The sequence below is a fragment of the Paraclostridium sp. genome (genome assembly GCF_051656405.1).
Classification (GTDB): domain Bacteria; phylum Bacillota; class Clostridia; order Peptostreptococcales; family Peptostreptococcaceae; genus Paraclostridium.
The window spans coordinates 1-17,285 of record NZ_JBOGBV010000066.1 but is presented as its reverse complement, the minus strand read 5'-3'; the positions used below and the strand labels follow the sequence as shown (position 1 = coordinate 17,285).

Annotated in this window: 15 protein-coding genes, 1 pseudogene and 1 riboswitch; of the genes and pseudogenes, 1 reads left to right on the top strand and 15 read right to left on the bottom strand. The window is 30.1% G+C overall.

Annotated features, from left to right (window positions below; all coding sequences use genetic code 11):
- From purM to ACRDDE_RS09830, 6 genes are all read right to left on the bottom strand, one after another.
- Positions 1-749 (bottom strand): phosphoribosylformylglycinamidine cyclo-ligase (gene purM, locus ACRDDE_RS09855; protein ID WP_438627084.1); only part of this gene is annotated, 749 nt, incomplete at its 3' end.
- Positions 743-2,113, bottom strand: coding sequence for an amidophosphoribosyltransferase (gene purF, locus ACRDDE_RS09850; protein ID WP_438627083.1), 1,371 nt, complete (start codon positions 2,111-2,113; stop codon positions 743-745). The genes purF and purM, both read right to left, overlap by 7 nt.
- 16 nt (positions 2,114-2,129) lie before the next feature.
- Positions 2,130-2,825 carry a phosphoribosylaminoimidazolesuccinocarboxamide synthase gene (purC, locus tag ACRDDE_RS09845; protein WP_438627082.1) on the bottom strand — a complete coding sequence of 232 codons (696 nt, stop codon included), beginning with the start codon at positions 2,823-2,825 and terminating at the stop codon, positions 2,130-2,132.
- 5 nt (positions 2,826-2,830) lie between these two features.
- Positions 2,831-3,307 carry a 5-(carboxyamino)imidazole ribonucleotide mutase gene (gene purE, locus ACRDDE_RS09840; RefSeq protein WP_084822088.1) on the bottom strand — a complete coding sequence of 159 codons (477 nt, stop codon included), beginning with the start codon at positions 3,305-3,307 and terminating at the stop codon, positions 2,831-2,833.
- Between the two features lie 197 nt (positions 3,308-3,504).
- A complete protein-coding gene (locus ACRDDE_RS09835) occupies positions 3,505-3,636 on the bottom strand; it encodes a hypothetical protein (protein ID WP_438627081.1) in 132 nt (43 codons plus the stop codon).
- A 56-nt stretch (positions 3,637-3,692) separates the two neighbouring features.
- Positions 3,693-4,061, bottom strand: a complete 369-nt coding sequence (locus tag ACRDDE_RS09830) for a hypothetical protein (protein WP_438627080.1) — start codon at positions 4,059-4,061, stop codon at positions 3,693-3,695.
- A gap of 190 nt (positions 4,062-4,251) precedes the next feature.
- Between ACRDDE_RS09830 and rbr the strand changes: the two genes are divergently transcribed.
- The gene (gene rbr / locus ACRDDE_RS09825) at positions 4,252-4,833 is read left to right on the top strand and encodes a rubrerythrin (protein WP_438627079.1); all 582 of its coding nucleotides are present in this window, start codon (positions 4,252-4,254) and stop codon (positions 4,831-4,833) included.
- Positions 4,834-4,974: 141 nt separating this feature from the next.
- Here the strand turns inward: rbr and ACRDDE_RS09820 are convergent, their stop codons facing one another.
- From ACRDDE_RS09820 to cls, 9 genes and pseudogenes are all read right to left on the bottom strand, one after another.
- The gene (locus ACRDDE_RS09820) at positions 4,975-6,309 is read right to left on the bottom strand and encodes an NCS2 family permease (protein ID WP_438627078.1); all 1,335 of its coding nucleotides are present in this window, start codon (positions 6,307-6,309) and stop codon (positions 4,975-4,977) included.
- Positions 6,310-6,520: 211 nt separating this feature from the next.
- A complete protein-coding gene (locus ACRDDE_RS09815; RefSeq protein WP_438627077.1) occupies positions 6,521-7,855 on the bottom strand; it encodes an NCS2 family permease in 1,335 nt (444 codons plus the stop codon).
- Positions 7,856-7,966: 111 nt separating this feature from the next.
- The gene (guaA, locus tag ACRDDE_RS09810) at positions 7,967-9,505 is read right to left on the bottom strand and encodes a glutamine-hydrolyzing GMP synthase (RefSeq protein WP_438627076.1); all 1,539 of its coding nucleotides are present in this window, start codon (positions 9,503-9,505) and stop codon (positions 7,967-7,969) included.
- Positions 9,506-9,507: 2 nt separating this feature from the next.
- Positions 9,508-10,971, bottom strand: coding sequence for an IMP dehydrogenase (guaB, locus tag ACRDDE_RS09805; RefSeq protein ID WP_438627075.1), 1,464 nt, complete (start codon positions 10,969-10,971; stop codon positions 9,508-9,510).
- Between the two features lie 251 nt (positions 10,972-11,222).
- A riboswitch (purine riboswitch) is annotated at positions 11,223-11,324 on the bottom strand.
- Positions 11,325-11,388: 64 nt separating this feature from the next.
- Positions 11,389-12,557: pseudogene (larC, locus tag ACRDDE_RS09800) on the bottom strand (nickel pincer cofactor biosynthesis protein LarC).
- A 21-nt stretch (positions 12,558-12,578) separates the two neighbouring features.
- Positions 12,579-13,322 (bottom strand): nickel pincer cofactor biosynthesis protein LarB, encoded by a 744-nt coding sequence (gene larB, locus ACRDDE_RS09795; RefSeq protein WP_021431604.1) that lies wholly within the window; start codon positions 13,320-13,322, stop codon positions 12,579-12,581.
- 419 nt (positions 13,323-13,741) lie between these two features.
- Positions 13,742-15,364, bottom strand: coding sequence for a chaperonin GroEL (groL, locus tag ACRDDE_RS09790; protein WP_438627074.1), 1,623 nt, complete (start codon positions 15,362-15,364; stop codon positions 13,742-13,744).
- 23 nt (positions 15,365-15,387) lie between these two features.
- Complete coding sequence (locus ACRDDE_RS09785) at positions 15,388-15,672, bottom strand: co-chaperone GroES (RefSeq protein WP_021428256.1); 285 nt, start codon at positions 15,670-15,672, stop codon at positions 15,388-15,390.
- 171 nt (positions 15,673-15,843) lie between these two features.
- A partial coding sequence (gene cls / locus ACRDDE_RS09780; RefSeq protein ID WP_438627073.1) for a cardiolipin synthase occupies positions 15,844-17,285 on the bottom strand: 1,442 nt, incomplete at its 5' end.

The following is a 17,285-nucleotide window of genomic DNA, read 5'->3' as shown; positions in this document are numbered from 1 at the left end:
CCACCTGTTATGTGTGCTATAGCTTTTAACTCATATTTTTTTATTAAATTCATAACAAGTTTCACGTATATCTTTGTAGGAATAAGAAGTGCCTCTCCTAACGTCATTCCTAATTCTTCTATATGATCAGTTAGTTCATACTTATATTCTTCTAGAAATATTTTTCTTATAAATGAGTATCCATTACTGTGTATTCCACTTGATGATATTCCTATTAATGTATCTCCAGCGTTAACATTTTGACCACTTATTATTTTAGATTTATCTGCTATTCCTACTGAGAATCCTGCTAAATCATAATCATCCTCTGAGTACATACCAGGCATTTCAGCTGTCTCTCCTCCAATAAGAGCACATTCTGCCAGCTTACATCCTTCAACTATTCCAGATACTATATCATCTATTTTCTCAGGAATTAATTTTCCAGTAGCTATATAATCTAAGAAAAATAATGGCTTAGCGCCTTGGCATATAAGATCATTGACACACATAGCTACTAAATCTATACCTACAGTATTGTGAACATCCATCATTTGAGCTAGTTTTAATTTTGTTCCAACTCCATCTGTAGAAGATAGTAAAACAGGTTCATCCATATTTATAAAATCTTTTAAACTATATAACCCACTAAAGTTTCCTAAATCTCCTATAACATTTTTATCATATGTTCCTTTTATCTTATCTTTTATAAGATTTACAGCTCTATTTCCCTCATCTATATCTACACCTGAAGCTCTATATGTTAACATGATATTAGTTCCCCCTCATCAATTTTTTCAACAGGATATTTTCCATCAAAACATGCTTTGCAGAAAGTTGTTTTATCTTCTGCTGCTTCTAAAGTTCCTTCTATGCTTAAAAACTTTAATGTATCACAACCTATATAATCTCGTATCTGATCCAAATTATATTTAGATGCTATTAAATTAGATCTATGTGGAGTATCTATACCGTAATAACATGAATGTGTTACTTGTGGTGAAGTTATTCTTAAATGAATTTCTTTTGCTCCTGCATCTTTTAATGATTTAACAATTTGCTTAGATGTCGTCCCTCTTACTACAGAGTCATCTACTAAAACTATTGATTTGCCTTTTACTACATTACTTAAAGGATTTAACTTTATTTTAACTCCAATTTCTCGTTCTTTTTGAGTAGGCTTTATAAATGTTCTTCCCACATATCTATTTTTTACTAATCCTTCTGTAAGTTTAACTCCACTGGCATTTGAATATCCTATTGCACCAGCCCATCCTGAATCTGGAACGGGTACTACTATATCAGCTTTTATTTTTTCATCTTTAGCTAAAATTTCTCCACATTTAACTCTAAACTCATATACGTTTACATTATCTATAGTTGCATCATTTCTTGCAAAATATATATGTTCAAATATACAACTTGATTTAATAGGCTTATAATTTTCTCTATAATGATACGAACTTAATTTATTGTCTTTTATAACTACTATCTCTCCAGGTTCAATATCTCGAATAACTTCTCCGCCTAAAATATTTATTGCACAATCTTCTGATGCTACTATATACATACCATCTTTTTTTCCTAATAATAATGGTCTAAATCCTTGTGGATCTCTAACTGCTACAAGTTCATTTTCACTACTTGATACAACCAGTGAATATGCACCTTTTATATAGTCCATTGTTATTTTTAAACTTTCAACTATATCACCTTTATAGTATCTAGCTAATATACAAAGGATAGCTTCTGTGTCCGAATCTGATTGAAGCATATATCCTTCTTCTTCTAACATATTTCTTAGATAATTTGCATTAACAAGGTTTCCATTGTGAGCTATTGATAACTGTCTTTTTCTGCATCTTCCTACAAGCGGCTGGCAATTGTCTAAACTACTACCTCCTGCAGTTGAATATCTTACGTGCCCTATTCCTATATGTCCTTTTAACTTTTCTAACTCACTTGATTTAAAAACATCACCTACAAGACCCATGTCTTTTTTATGATTTATTTGACCATCATTCAAAACAGATATTCCACAGCTCTCTTGGCCTCTATGTTGTATCGAGTATAACGCATAATACAATTCTTTAGATATATCTCTATCTGAGTATATTCCTACTACACCGCACATTTAAATATCCCCCTGATTAATTTTCTATCCTAGCTAAAACCTCTGTATACCCTTCAACTAAATCGCCTAAATCTCTTCTAAATCTATCTTTATCAAACTTCTCATTTGTGTCTACATCCCATAATCTACAAGTATCTGGTGATATTTCATCTGCTAGTATTATATTTCCATTTTCATCTTTCCCAAACTCCAGCTTAAAATCAACTAACTTAAAGTTTAAATTTAAGAAGAATTTCTTCATTATCTCATTGATTTTTAAAGTTTCTTCTTTTAAAAATGTTATTTCCTCTCTAGTAGCAAGTTTCATAGCAACTGCATGATCATCATTTAGCATCGGATCTCCATAATCATCATTTTTGTAAGATAGTTCAAATATAGGTTCATCTAGTACAATACCTTCTTCTATTCCATATCTCTTACAAAATGATCCAGCAGTTATATTTCTTATAATTACTTCAAGTGGTAATATTTCAACCTTTTTAACTATCATCTCTCTATCTGATACACCTTTTATGAAATGTGTACTTATACCTTCTTTTTCTAACATCTCAAACATAACTGTACAAATCTTGTTATTTAAAATTCCTTTTGAGTTTATTGAAGCTTTCTTTTCTCCATTAAAAGCTGTTGCATCATCTTTATAATAAACTAAATACTCATTTTCATTTTCTGTACTAAATATTTGTTTTGCTTTTCCTTCGTATAATAACATTTCAATTACCCCCTTAAGTTTTTATCATCGTCTAATACTTTTTGTTCCATTTGCTCTCTATAACTTTTCAATTGTTCTTTTATATTTGGATATTTTATGCTCATTATTTGTGCTGCCATTAATGCTGCATTTATTCCTGAATCTATAGTTACAGTAGCTACTGGTATCCCTTGTGGCATTTGAACTATTGAAAGAAGAGAATCTAACCCATCCATTGTAGATGATTTTATTGGTAATCCTACTACAGGTATTAAAGTATGTGATGCTATTACTCCTGGTAAATGTGCCGCTTTTCCTGCAGCTGCTATTATTACATCTGTATCATTTTCAATTTCGTTTAAAAAAGTTGTTAATTGCTTAGGTGTTCTATGTGCTGATAGTGCTCTTGCTACAACTTTTATTCCGAACATTTCTAAAAGCTCTATTCCTTTTTCTAACTTTGGATAATCTGACTTGGAACCCATAACTACTGCTATTTTCATCATAATCCTCCCTATTTTTACGTATATATATTTTTTTGTTTTTTTGAATATACGTTATATATAACGAACTTTATATTTAAATAATATACTATTATACGTATATTATCAACCTTATTTTTAATTTTGTTCGTATTTTTATTTAAAGCATAAAAAAGGAGCAATCCATTTCTAGATTGCTCCTTTTTTGTATAATTTAATTATCCGAAATACTTATTTAGCTTTTTAGTTACATCAAACCCTAAATCAGCGCCTATTATTAATCCAAATACAATAGCATAAACTAAATCAATAAACCAAAATAATACAGATCTCTTTTTAATACTATCCAAAATATCACTTCCCATTGATTTTATAGTTTAATTGTACTACTAGAAATTTAAAACTTCTACTCATTCATTATATCTTTTATTTTACCTGTATCGACATTAACCTCAAACCATCCACTTGTAGCAACATGACTTTCTTCTTCATTTGTAATAACATCATATGCATGTATTGTATATATATCTTTATATTTGCTATCTACTTCTACAAAATTAGGTATATACATATTTTTTTCTTTCATATATTTTTTAACTAAATCAACAGCTTCCTTTTCTGTTAACTTTTCAATTTTACTTTCTTTATTTTCATATACTACTTCTTTTGCACTTTTTTCAACTGAATTTAAATTTTTATCTGAAGTACTAGCATATCCAATTATTAAAAAACCTGATATAAATATACTAGTTATCAAAACTCCATATAGTTTCATCTTTAGCCCTCCATCTTACAAAATTTACTATCTAATATGATTTACATATTTATGAATTTCATTCAAAATTCTATTAATTTGTAAAATTACAACTTTATATGAAAAATAATTATTTTGTTTTAAGAAAAATTAAAGTGGTATTTATTTACTATATTTAAAATAAATTTTATACTTAGGAGATGACTTAAAGATGAAATCTTTAAAAGGAACAAAAACTGCACAAAATTTAATGAATGCTTTTGCTGGAGAATCTCAAGCAAAAAATAAATATCAATTTTATGCTAAAATAGCTAGAAAAGAAGGCCTTGTTCAAATAGGTGATATATTTGATGAAACTGCACATAATGAAGAAATGCATGCTAAAATTTTCTTTAGATATTTATTAAATGATTTTACCGGAAATGATGTTCAAGTAACAGGTTCTTATGGTGTTGGAATGGGTTCTACTTTAGAAAATCTAAAAGGTGCTGCAAAAGGCGAATATGAAGAAGATACAATGTATTTAAAATTTGCTGAAGAAGCTAGAGAAGAAGGCTTTGAAGCTATCGCATCTTCATTTACTCATATACATTCAATTGAAGCTCATCATAGGGATAGATTCTTAAGATTAGCTAAAAATATAGAAGAAAATATAGTATTTGAAAAACCAGAAGTTCATGAATGGGTATGTACAGTATGTGGATACGTTCATGTAGGAACTGAAGCTCCACAAGTATGTCCAGCATGTAAACATCCTCAAGGATATTATGAAATAAAGGCTGAAAACTTCTAAAATCTAAAGCTAAGTATAAAAAAGGGTTAAGTACATATATGTATATGTGTTTAACCTTTTTTTATATTTAAAATAAAAATGCTGAGATTAATTCAAAAATTAATCTCAGCATTTAATTTATTCGATCATTTTAATTATATTTTATAATAATACAAACTTTAGTATAAACATTATTGATAAGAATATTAGTGATATATTAACTTCTTTTTTCTTTCCTGTAGCTAATTTTAATATTGTAAATGATATTATTCCGAATATAATACCATCTGCTATACTATAAGCTAACGGCATCATTGCAAATGTTAAAAATGCTGGTATTGCATTTGTAAAATCGCTAAAGTCTATTTCAAGTAATGAACTTGCCATCATAACACCTACTAATATAAGTACTGGCGCCGTCGCTTGTGGAGGTATTGATGTAAATATTGGGGCAAAGAATAACGATAGTAAGAATAATATGCCTGTCGTTACTGCTGTTAATCCAGTTCTTCCTCCTTCTCCTATACCAGCTGCACTTTCAATATATGCTGTAACTGTTGAAGTACCTAATAAAGATCCTGTAGTAGTTGCTATTGCATCTGCAAATAATGCTTCTTTAGCCTTTGGTAATTTTCCGTTTTCATCTAACATATTACCTTTTGATGCTACTCCTACTAAACATCCTACTGTATCAAATAAGTCAACAAATAAGAATGTAAATACTACTACCAGCATATCTAAACTAAATATTTGATCAACTGGAACTGAAAATGCTTGTAAAAATACTGGTTTCAATGATGGAACCGATGAAACTAAAGCATGTGGTAGTTGAACTAATCCCGCTACAATTCCTATAGCTGTAGTTACTACCATAGCTAATAAAAATGTACCTTTAACATTTCTTGAAAGTAAAACTGCCGCTATTACTAGACCTAGTATAGCTAATACTACTGATGGACTTTGCATATTACCAAGTTGTAATATTGCACCTCCACCTTGCACTATTCCTGCATTTACTAATCCTATAAATGCTATATATAATCCTATACCTGCTGTAACTGCATGTTTTAAAACTCCAGGTATACAATCTATAATCTTTTCTCTTACATTAGTTAATGTCAATAATATAAATATTACTCCTTCTATTAAAACTGCACATAATGCGAATTGCCAACTATATCCCATTTGTAAAACTACTGTGTATGCGAAGAATGCATTAAGTCCCATACCTGGTGCTAAAGCAATTGGATAATTTGCTAAAAATCCCATTATGCAACTTCCTATAAATGCTGCTATTGCAGTTGCTGCAAATACAGCATCTTTGTCCATACCAGCATCTCCTAATATACTAGGATTTACAACTAGTATATATGCCATTGTCATAAATGTTGTCATTCCTGCTATAACTTCTGTTTTTACATTCGTGTTATTCTCTGTTAACTTGAAAACTCTATCTAACATAGATTTCTTATTATTTGAAGTTTGCGCTGCTTGCATATCCTTCCTCCTTATTTTATAAAATATAATTATGATTTCGTTCGTCTTTTAACTTATCTTACATACTAATTATATAATATAGTTCGGTTTTAGGCAATAGGAACAACGAATGTTTTTATATTTTCTCATTTTTTTATTCGTTTTTATTCTTTGTATAAAAGTAAATAAAAAAAAGATATATAAATATAAAAATTTATATATCTTTTTCATTTTATAATAATCCAAATTTTAATATAAATACTATGCTAAGTATAATTAAAGACAGTTTTGCCTGATCTTTCTTACCACTAGCTAGCTTTAAAAATGTATATGATATGATTCCAAACATAATACCATCTGCAACACTATATGATAAAGGCATCATTACAAATGTTATAAATGCTGGTATTGCATCTGTGAAATCATTGAAGTTAATTCTTAATATTGAACTTGCCATTAAGAATCCTACAAGTATAAGTATTGGAGCTGTAGCTTGTGGTGGTATAGAAACAAATAATGGAGCAAAAAATAATGAAATTAAGAATAAAATTCCAGTAATTACTGCTGTTAATCCAGTTCTTCCTCCAACTGCTATTCCAGATCCACTTTCAACTGTTGTAGCTAATGTTGATGTTCCTAATACTGAAGATATAGTAGTTGAAACAGATTCTGCTAATAATGCTTTTTTTACATTAGGCATATTTCCATTTTCATCTAATAAGTTAGCCTTATCTGCAATTCCTAATAAAAATCCTATTGAGTCAAACATATTAACAAATAATAATGTAAGTACTATTACCAACATATCTAAGCTAAATATTTGACTTTTACCTACATCCAATGCTTTCATAAATACAGGTTGTATTGATGGAGGTAAGTCTATAAATCCTGTTGGCATAGGAACTATTGAAAATACCATCCCAATTACAGATGTAATTATTATAGATATTAAAAATGCTCCATTTACATTTTTTATTAATAAAGTTGCAGCTATCATTAATCCTATTATAGATAATAATACAATCGGTGACTTAACATTTCCTAATGATATTATAGCTCCACCTTGTTGAACAATACCTGCATTAACAAGTCCTATAAATGTTATAAATAATCCAATTCCAGCTGTTATAGCATGTTTTAAGACATCTGGCATACACTCTATTATCTTTTCACGAACATTAGTTACTGTTAATAAAATAAATATAATACCTTCGATAAACATAGCACATAGTGCAAATTGCCAAGTATATCCCATACCTAAAACTACTGTATACGTAAAGAATGCATTTATTCCCATACTAGGAGCTAATATTATAGGGTAATTAGCTAAAAATCCCATTATTATACATCCTATTGCTGAGGCTATTGCAGTTGCTGTAAAAACAGCGCCCTTATCCATACCAGCTTCACCTAATATAGTAGGATTTACAACTAATATATAAGCAATTGTCATAAATGTTGTTATTCCTGCTAATACTTCTGTTTTTACATTTGTGTTATTTTCACTTAGTTTAAAAACTTTCTCTAATAATCCATTATTAGAGCCTTTAACACTTGAATTTTGCATATTTTCCTCCATTGATGATAAGTTTTTTGTGATAAAATCCTTATAAAAAAATAAAAAGCATAAGCTTTTTATTTTTTTATAATTTATTGTAAGTGTTTGAATAAACTGGTTTTATTCCCATTCTATAGTTCCTGGAGGCTTACTAGTGATATCGTAAACTACTCTATTTGCTCCATCAACTTCATTTACAATTCTATTAGATATTTTCTCTAATACATCGTAAGGCATTTTGTACCAATCAGAAGTCATTCCATCAGAAGAAGTAACAGCTCTTATACCTACTAAATAAGCATAAGTTCTTTCATCTCCCATAACTCCAACAGTTTTTACATCTGGTAAAGTTGCGAATGCTTGCCATATTTCACTGTATAAACCAGCTTTTTTAAGCTCGTCCATATATATAGCATCTGCTTCTCTTAATATATCACATCTCTCTTTAGTTACTTCACCTATAACTCTTATTCCAAGACCTGGTCCTGGGAATGGATGTCTATATATTAAATCATAATCTATTCCAAGTTCTAATCCTATTTTTCTAACTTCATCTTTAAATAATTCTCTTAAAGGTTCAACTATTTTAAATTCTATATCTTCAGGTATTCCACCAACATTATGATGTGATTTTATTGTAGCAGATTCACCAAGTCCACTTTCTACAACATCAGGATAAATAGTTCCTTGCGCTAAGAAATCCATTTTTCCTAATTTATCAGACTCTTCTTCAAATACTCTTATAAATTCTTCACCTATTATTTTTCTCTTAGCTTCAGGTTCTGTTACACCTTTTAACTTAGATAAGAATCTATCTTCACAATTTACTCTTATTAAGTTCATATCAAACTTATCTCTAAATATTCTTTCAACATCATTACCTTCATTTTTTCTAAGTAATCCATGGTCTACGAATACACAAGTTAAATTATCTCCTATAGCTTTATGAACAAGTACAGCTGCAACTGATGAATCTACTCCACCACTTAACGCACAAAGTACTTTCTTATCTCCTATAGTTTCTTTTAATTCTTTTATTTTTTCTTCTATAAATGAATCTGTTGTCCAATCTCCAGTTACTTCACATACATTATATAAGAAGTTTCTTAAAACTTTATCTCCTTCTAAACAATGTTCAACTTCTGGATGGAATTGAACTCCGTATAATTTCTTTTCTGGGTGATGCATTGCAGCTACTGGGCAATCAGTAGTGTATGCCGCAACTTCAAATCCTTCAGGAAGAACATCAATTAAATCTGTATGACTCATCCAAACAGTATTAGTAGAAATTCCTTCGAATATATTTGAATCGTTATATGTTATAGAAGTTTTTCCATATTCCTTTTCACTATTAGCTCCTCTTCTTACATTACCACCTAATAAGTGAGCCATTAACTGAACTCCATAACATATTCCAAGTATAGGTACTCCTATTTCGAATATTTCTTTAGTTATCTTTGGAGACTCTTCTAAGTATGCACTATTAGGTCCTCCTGTAAAAATTATTCCTTTTGGATTTTTAGCTTTTATTACTTCTATATCTGTAGTATATGGCAATATTTCGCAATATACATTATTTTCTCTAACTCTTCTTGCAATTAATTGGTTATATTGACCACCGAAATCTATTACTAAAACTATTTCATGTTGTTTTTTCATTCTTATACCTCCCCTTGATTGCTGTAATTTGGCGCTTCTTTAGTTATAGTTATATCATGCGGATGACTTTCTTTTAATGAAGCCGCTGTTATTTTTATAAACTCAGCATTTTCCATTAAGTCTTTAATAGTAGCTGCCCCACAGTATCCCATACCAGCTCTTATTCCACCTATCATTTGGTAAACTATATCTTCAGCTTTACCTTTATATGCAACCATTCCTTCAACACCTTCAGGAACTAATTTTTTAGCATCGTTTTGGAAGTATCTATCCTTAGATCCTTTTTCCATAGCTCCGATAGATCCCATTCCTCTATATGTCTTGTATGATCTACCTCTATATAGAACTGTTTCTCCAGGACTTTCTTCTGTTCCTGCAAACATAGATCCCATCATACATATTGATGCTCCAGCAGCTAATGCTTTTACTATATCTCCAGAGAATTTTAATCCTCCATCAGCAATTACTGGTACTCCATACTTATGTCCAACTTCTGCACAGTCCATAACTGCTGTTACTTGTGGAACACCTATACCAGCAACTACTCTTGTTGTACATATAGACCCTGGTCCTATTCCTACTTTTACACAGTCAGCTCCAGCTTTTATTAAATCTTCTGTAGCTTTTGCAGTTGCAACATTTCCAGCTATAACTTGTAAGGTTGGATATTTTTCTTTTACCTGTTTAAGAGCATTTATAACTCCCATAGAATGTCCATGTGCACTATCTAACACAACTACATCAACATTAGCTTTAACTAATGCAGCAACTCTATCCATTAAGTCAGCACTTATTCCAAGAGCAGCTCCACATAATAATCTTCCTTGAGAATCTTTTGCAGAGTTTGGATATTGTATTTTCTTCTCTATATCTTTTATTGTTATTAATCCTTTTAAGTTTCCTTCTGCATCAACTATAGGTAATTTCTCTATCTTATGTTTCTTTAATATTTGTTGAGCTTCAGTTAAGTTTATTCCTTCTCTTGCTGTAACAAGATTTTCTTTAGTCATAACATCTTCTATTTTTTTAGTAAAGTCAGCTTCAAACTTTATATCTCTGTTTGTTATTATTCCGATTAATTTATTATTATCATCTACTATTGGTACACCCGATATTTTATATCTTGCCATTATATCATCAGCATCTTGTATTGTATGGTCTTTTGTTAAGAAGAATGGATCTACGATAACACCACTCTCACTTCTTTTTACTTTATCAACTTCTAAAGCTTGCGCTTCTATAGACATGTTTTTGTGTATTATTCCTATACCACCTTGTCTCGCCATTGAAATAGCCATCTTTGATTCAGTAACTGTATCCATACCTGCACTCATTAGAGGTATATTTAATTTAATGCTCTTTGTTAATTGTGTTTGTGTACAAACATCTTTAGGTAACACTTCTGATCTTTGTGGAACTAAAAGTACATCATCAAATGTTAATCCTTCTTTTAATATCTTTGCCATATCGGTTGCCCCCTTCGTTATTTTATATATATTTTTTTACTATATTATTATTTTTTATATAATCAGTTGTTTTTATACTGTTTCTACCCTAAAACTTTAATTTCCTTAAAAATGGGTACAAAAAAACCTGTATAATAACTTCATTTTATAAGTGAAATTACTATACAGGTTCTCAAAACTCTTTTAACTTATAGCTAACCTATAGGGAATATGCTCAGCCTATAGATTTACTTTATTAATGATAGAGTTTTGTCTATAATAATTTCACTCATAGTCAGAGTATTTTCGGTACTCCGGTAGAAACTCTCAGACCATATTTCTGAGTATATATGAGTGATTTTTTATTTATGATTTTGTATACAATGTTGTATGAGTTGTTTATTAATTTATCAAATTTTCTTACTTGTGTCAACAATTTTAAAAAAATTTATTTTTTATTGAGCAATTTATGCTATTATATACAAATTTTATGGATATATTAGCCTTTTTAGCTATGTTTTTACACTCTTCGTACTCTGGAGTAACCTTTATAATTTTATTTTTGTAATAACCAATCTTAACTGTTACTTCTCCATATTCGCAATTTATTTTTTCAAACTTTCTTAATAAAGTTTTTCTTTTATACTCCTTATACCTAATTCCAAATGTACTAGTTTCCATCAATATAATTTCAGTAAATTTATCTAAATCGCTTTTTTCACATAGTACAGACAATTTAATCGCTGGTCTATTTTTTTTCATATATATACTTTCAGTGTATATATCCAGCGCGCCTTCTTCCATAAACTTATCATATAAATATGAAAATATCTCTGACGACATATCATCTATATTACAACTTATTTCATATATTACTTCTTCTTTTTTTTTATGCCTACTATAGTTCTTAACATATTTGGTATTTCAAATTTCTTATGTCCTATCCCATATCCAATTTGATTAACTTCAAATTCTAATTTATCTATAAACTCGCTACATAATGTTTTTATTATAGCTGCCCCTGTAGGTGTAGTGCACTCTCCTTCTACACTATTTAGTTTAACTGGCACTCCTCTTAATATTTCAATAGTTGCAGGTGCTGGCACTGGCATAATCCCATGATCACATTTTACAAACCCAGATCCTACTGGAACACAACTAGAGTAAACTTTATCTATATTTAATAAATCTATTAATATAGAACATCCGACAATATCTACAATAGAATCTATTGCTCCAACCTCATGAAAATGAATTTTATCTATAGTTGTCCCATGAACTTTGGCTTCTGCTTCTCCTACCGTCATAAATATCTTTTTAGCTCTATCTTTTATGCTATTATTTAAAGAACATTTATCAATAATATCAAAAATATCTACTAAATGCCTATGAGCATTAGATTCTTTAGCTATAACATTAACCTTTGTTCCAACTATACCACTTTCATTTTTAGAATCTATTTCTATGCTAAATTCATCATTTAAATTTAATTTCTTTAATTCCTCTAAAAAGATTTCTTTAGGTACCCCTAAGTTTAATAAACTCGCAATAGTCATATCTCCAGATATACCATTTACTATGTCAAAATATAAAATTCTCTCTTCCATGTGAATACCTTCTTTCATATTTTAGTCTAATTTATTTATTGTAGCCGCTAAATATCCAGCCCCAAACCCATTATCAATGTTAACTACAGATATTCCTGATGCACAACTATTTAGCATCGTTAATAAAGCTGAAAGGCCATTAAAATTAGCACCATATCCAACTGATGTAGGTACTGCTATAACAGGGACATCTACTAAACCTCCAACAACACTTGGCAAAGCGCCTTCCATCCCAGCTACAACTATTAATACTCTAGCATCTCTAATTATATTCATTTTGTTTAGCAATCTATGTATTCCTGCAACTCCTACATCATAAACTCTCTCAACATCATTTCCTAGAAACGTTGCAGTATAATATGCTTCATCTGCAACAGAAATATCAGATGTTCCACCTGTAACAACTACAATTTTTCCTTTTCCTATGTTTTTTATAGGCTTATTTTGAATCTTTAATATTCTAGATAAGTCTTCGTATTCACAATGTGGATATAAAGATTTAATTTTTTCATATGTTTCTTTTCTGCATCTAGTTCCTAATATATTTGAACCTTTTTCACTCATCTTTTTTATAATTCCCAATATATGTTCATCACTTTTACCTTCACAGTAAATAACTTCCGGATACCCATTTCTTATTTGTCTATGATGATCTATATTTGCATATCCAATATCCTCATAAGGCAAATCTTTAAGCTTTTCCATAGCTATATCTATATCTATATCATTATTTTTCACTTGCTCTAATAAACCTCTAATATCCATAAGTACCCCCCACTATTCTAAGTTGTTAATATTAATTTTAACACACTAAGCATACCTTTTCCAGCTGATAAAACACGTAAAAAAGGGATTATATCATTTAGATATAATCCCTTCCTATTTCAATTTCTCTTAATCTCAAGTAAAGTATTGAACTTACCTAAAGGCAAAGTGTTGATGATAGCAACTATCCTTAATTTCTCTCACACCTCAATAAAGTATTGAACTTACCTAAAGGCGAAGTGTTGATGATAGCAACTATCCTTAATTTCTCTCACACCTCAATAAAGTATTGAACTTACCTAAAGGCGAAGTGTTGATGATATTTGCTGAATAAACGTTAAAGACCACGTTCTTCCGGTCTTTAGTGCATGAAGCAATATCATCAACACGAAGCCAATTACCGTTCAAACTTTACTAACCTACATCATTGGAGGCATTCCTCCACCCATTCCTGGTACTGGATCACTTTCAGGAAGATCTGCAACAGCTGCTTCTGTAGTTAAGAATACACCTGCTATAGATGCTGCATTTTGTAGCGCAGTTCTAGTAACTTTAGTTGGATCCACTATACCAACTTCAACCATGTTCACATATTTTTCATTTAATGCATCAAATCCTATTTCAGGATCCTCATTTACAACTTTTTGTATTATAACAGCTCCTTCAAGACCAGCGTTAATTGCTATTTGTCTTAATGGCTCCTCTAAAGATCTTCTTATTATCTTAGCTCCTACTTGAAGTTCTCCTTCAAGCTCTTCTATTAACTTATCTACAACTGGTATTACACTAACTAATGCAGTACCACCACCTGCAACTATACCTTCTTCAACAGCTGCTCTTGTAGCATTTAATGCATCTTCTATTCTTAATTTTCTTTCTTTAAGTTCAACTTCTGTAGCTGCTCCAACTTTTATTACAGCTACTCCACCTGCAAGTTTAGCTAATCTCTCCATTAGTTTTTCTTTATCAAAGTCAGAAGTTGTTTGCTCTACTTGATGTTTGATTTGATTTACTCTATCTTCTATAGCTTTTTTATCTCCAGATCCATCTACTATTGTAGTGTTATCTTTAGTTATTTTTACAGATCCAGCTCTACCTAACATAGATATATCAGCATCTTTTAAATCATATCCTAATTCTTCAGATATAACAGTTCCTCCAGTAAGTATTGCTATATCTTCTAACATAGCTTTTCTTCTATCTCCAAATCCAGGAGCCTTAACCGCAACAACATCAAATACACCTTTTAATTTGTTTATTACTAATGTAGATAAAGCTTCTCCTTCTACATCTTCAGCTATTATTAATAATTTTTTACCTTGTTGTACTATTTGCTCAAGCACAGGTAATATATCTTGTATATTATTTATTTTTCTATCTGTTATTAATATATATGGGTCATTTAAAGCAGCTTCCATTTTATCAACATCTGTTACCATGTAAGCTGATACAAATCCTCTATCAAATTGCATACCTTCAACAGCATCTAATTCTGTATGCATAGTTTTAGACTCTTCAACTGTTATAACTCCATCTTTACCAACTATCTCCATAGCTTCTGCTATTAAGTTACCTACTTCTTCATCTCCTGCAGATATAGACGCAACTTGTGATATAGACTCTTTTGTTTCTATAGTTCTTGATTGTTTCTTTAATTCTTCAACTGATACTTCTACAGCTTTTTGAATTCCTTTTCTTAAAAGTACTGGGTTAGCTCCAGCAGTTACATTTTTTAAACCTTCTCTTATTATAGCTTGAGCTAAAACTGTAGCAGTTGTAGTTCCATCTCCAGCTACATCATTAGTTTTAGTTGCAACTTCTTTAACTAATTGAGCTCCCATATTCTCAAATCTATCTTCTAATTCTATTTCTTTTGCTATAGTAACTCCATCATTTGTTATAAGTGGAGCACCAAATTTTTTATCTAATATAACATTTCTTCCTTTTGGCCCTAATGTTACCTTAACTGTATCTGCTAATTTGTTTACACCAGCTTCTAAAGCTGTTCTTGAATCTTGTGCGAATTTTATTTCTTTAGCCATATCTCATAATCCTCCCTTTATACTTATTCAACTACCGCTAATATTTCACTTTGTTTTAATATAGTATATTCTTGTCCCTCTAACTTAATTTCTGTTCCTGCATATTTAGAATATATAACTTTATCTCCAATATTTAATTCCATTTTAATTTCTTTACCATCTACTATTCCACCAGGTCCAACTTCTACAACCTCCGCTATCTGAGGTTGTTCTTTAGCTGTTCCAGGTAAAACTATACCACTTGCAGTTTTTTCTTCTGCTTCTACTTTCTTTATTACTACTCTGTCAGCTAATGGTCTTATTTTCATAATTATCCCTCCTAATGAAATCTATGTATTTATCACTCTATTACTTAGAGTGCTAACAACTTTATAATATATTATATTTGCTTATTTTTCAATACCCTTTAATTAATTTTATGCAATTTTTATGCGAGGAAATTTTACTCTTATCGACAAACCTCCTCGCATATTATAAACTTATAAAATTGGTGAAAATAATCTCGCTACTGATTCAACCCATTTTTTTATTAAAGGTCTTTTTTCAAAATCTTTAAGGTGTATTTCTTTGCTATTTTTTAAATCTTCATAGAAGTCTTCAGTTATTTTTTTTACTATTTGTTCATCATACATAAATGCATTAATTTCAAAGTTTAACATAAAACTTCTTAAATCCATATTTGCAGAGCCTGTTGATGCAATCTTATCATCTATAATTACTACTTTAGCGTGTATAAATCCTTTTTTATATAAATAAACCTTTCCCCCAGACCTTAAAATATCATCAAAATATGAATATGATGCTTGATGTACTATTTTATGGTCAGCTATCCCAGGGAATATAATTCTTACATCAACGCCTCTTAATGCTGCACTCTTTAATGCTCTTAATAAACTTTCATCTGGTATAAAGTATGGAGTCTCTATATAAACTCTTTCTTTAGCATTACAAATAGCTGAAAAATATGCATAGTGTATAGCCTCCCAATCACTATCAGGCCCAGTTGCTACCACCTGTATCATACTATTTCCTTTATAATCTAATTTAGGAAAATATTTTTCATCAAAGACTGACTTTTGAGTTGTATAATACCAGTCTATTAAAAATACCATTTGTAGCATATAAACAGAACTTCCTTCAATTCTTATATGAGTATCACGCCAATATCCAAATTTTTTGTTTTTACCCATATACTCATCACCTATATTTATACCACCTGTATATCCTATGCATCCATCGATTATAACAATCTTTCTATGATTTCTATAGTTAATTTTGCCTCCCATTAGAGGAAACTTTGCAGGTAAAAAAGGAACTATTTCTATGCCCTCTTTTTTCATATCTTTGAAGAATTTTCTATGAAACCAAAACCTCCAACATCCTACATCATCATATACAATTTTTATACTCAGACCTTCTCGAGCTTTTTTTATTAACAAATCCTTAATCTTTCTTCCAATTTCACTATCTTTTATTATGAAATACTCTAAGTGGATATGTTCTTTAGCTTCTTCTATATCTTTTATTAGTCTTTCAAATTTTTCATTCCCATCAATAAATATGTCTACTTTATTGTTAGCTGTAAATGGGAACTTTCCTGTATTTAAAAGTAAACTTATAACTTTCTTTTTTAGCCCTTCAGAATCATCTAATTTTGATAATTCTTTATTCTTTATAGCTTCTTGTTCAAGGTCTACTAACTCTTCTATTGACCTCAAATTTTCAAATAAATTATTTTCTTTTATATCTGTGGCTAGTTTCTGAGTTTTAAATATTTTTCTTTTTCTTATATTTCGGCCTAGCACCCCATATATAACTAGCCCAATCCCAGGAAGTACCATAAATATTAGTAACCATGCCATAGTCTTAGCTGGATCTCGATTTTCGAGTATTATATTTATAGCAACCACAATACTAGCTA

Coding starts and splice junctions, on each gene's coding strand:
- purF (WP_438627083.1), bottom strand. CDS start 2,113: ATGTGCGGTGTAGTAGGAATATACTCAGATAGAGATATATCTAAAGAA.
- purC (WP_438627082.1), bottom strand. CDS start 2,825: ATGTTATTATACGAAGGAAAAGCAAAACAAATATTTAGTACAGAAAAT.
- purE (WP_084822088.1), bottom strand. CDS start 3,307: ATGAAAATAGCAGTAGTTATGGGTTCCAAGTCAGATTATCCAAAGTTA.
- ACRDDE_RS09830 (WP_438627080.1), bottom strand. CDS start 4,061: ATGAAACTATATGGAGTTTTGATAACTAGTATATTTATATCAGGTTTT.
- rbr (WP_438627079.1), top strand. CDS start 4,252: ATGAAATCTTTAAAAGGAACAAAAACTGCACAAAATTTAATGAATGCT.
- ACRDDE_RS09820 (WP_438627078.1), bottom strand. CDS start 6,309: ATGCAAGCAGCGCAAACTTCAAATAATAAGAAATCTATGTTAGATAGA.
- ACRDDE_RS09815 (WP_438627077.1), bottom strand. CDS start 7,855: ATGCAAAATTCAAGTGTTAAAGGCTCTAATAATGGATTATTAGAGAAA.
- guaA (WP_438627076.1), bottom strand. CDS start 9,505: ATGAAAAAACAACATGAAATAGTTTTAGTAATAGATTTCGGTGGTCAA.
- guaB (WP_438627075.1), bottom strand. CDS start 10,971: ATGGCAAAGATATTAAAAGAAGGATTAACATTTGATGATGTACTTTTA.
- larB (WP_021431604.1), bottom strand. CDS start 13,322: ATGGATATTAGAGGTTTATTAGAGCAAGTGAAAAATAATGATATAGAT.
- groL (WP_438627074.1), bottom strand. CDS start 15,364: ATGGCTAAAGAAATAAAATTCGCACAAGATTCAAGAACAGCTTTAGAA.
- ACRDDE_RS09785 (WP_021428256.1), bottom strand. CDS start 15,672: ATGAAAATAAGACCATTAGCTGACAGAGTAGTAATAAAGAAAGTAGAA.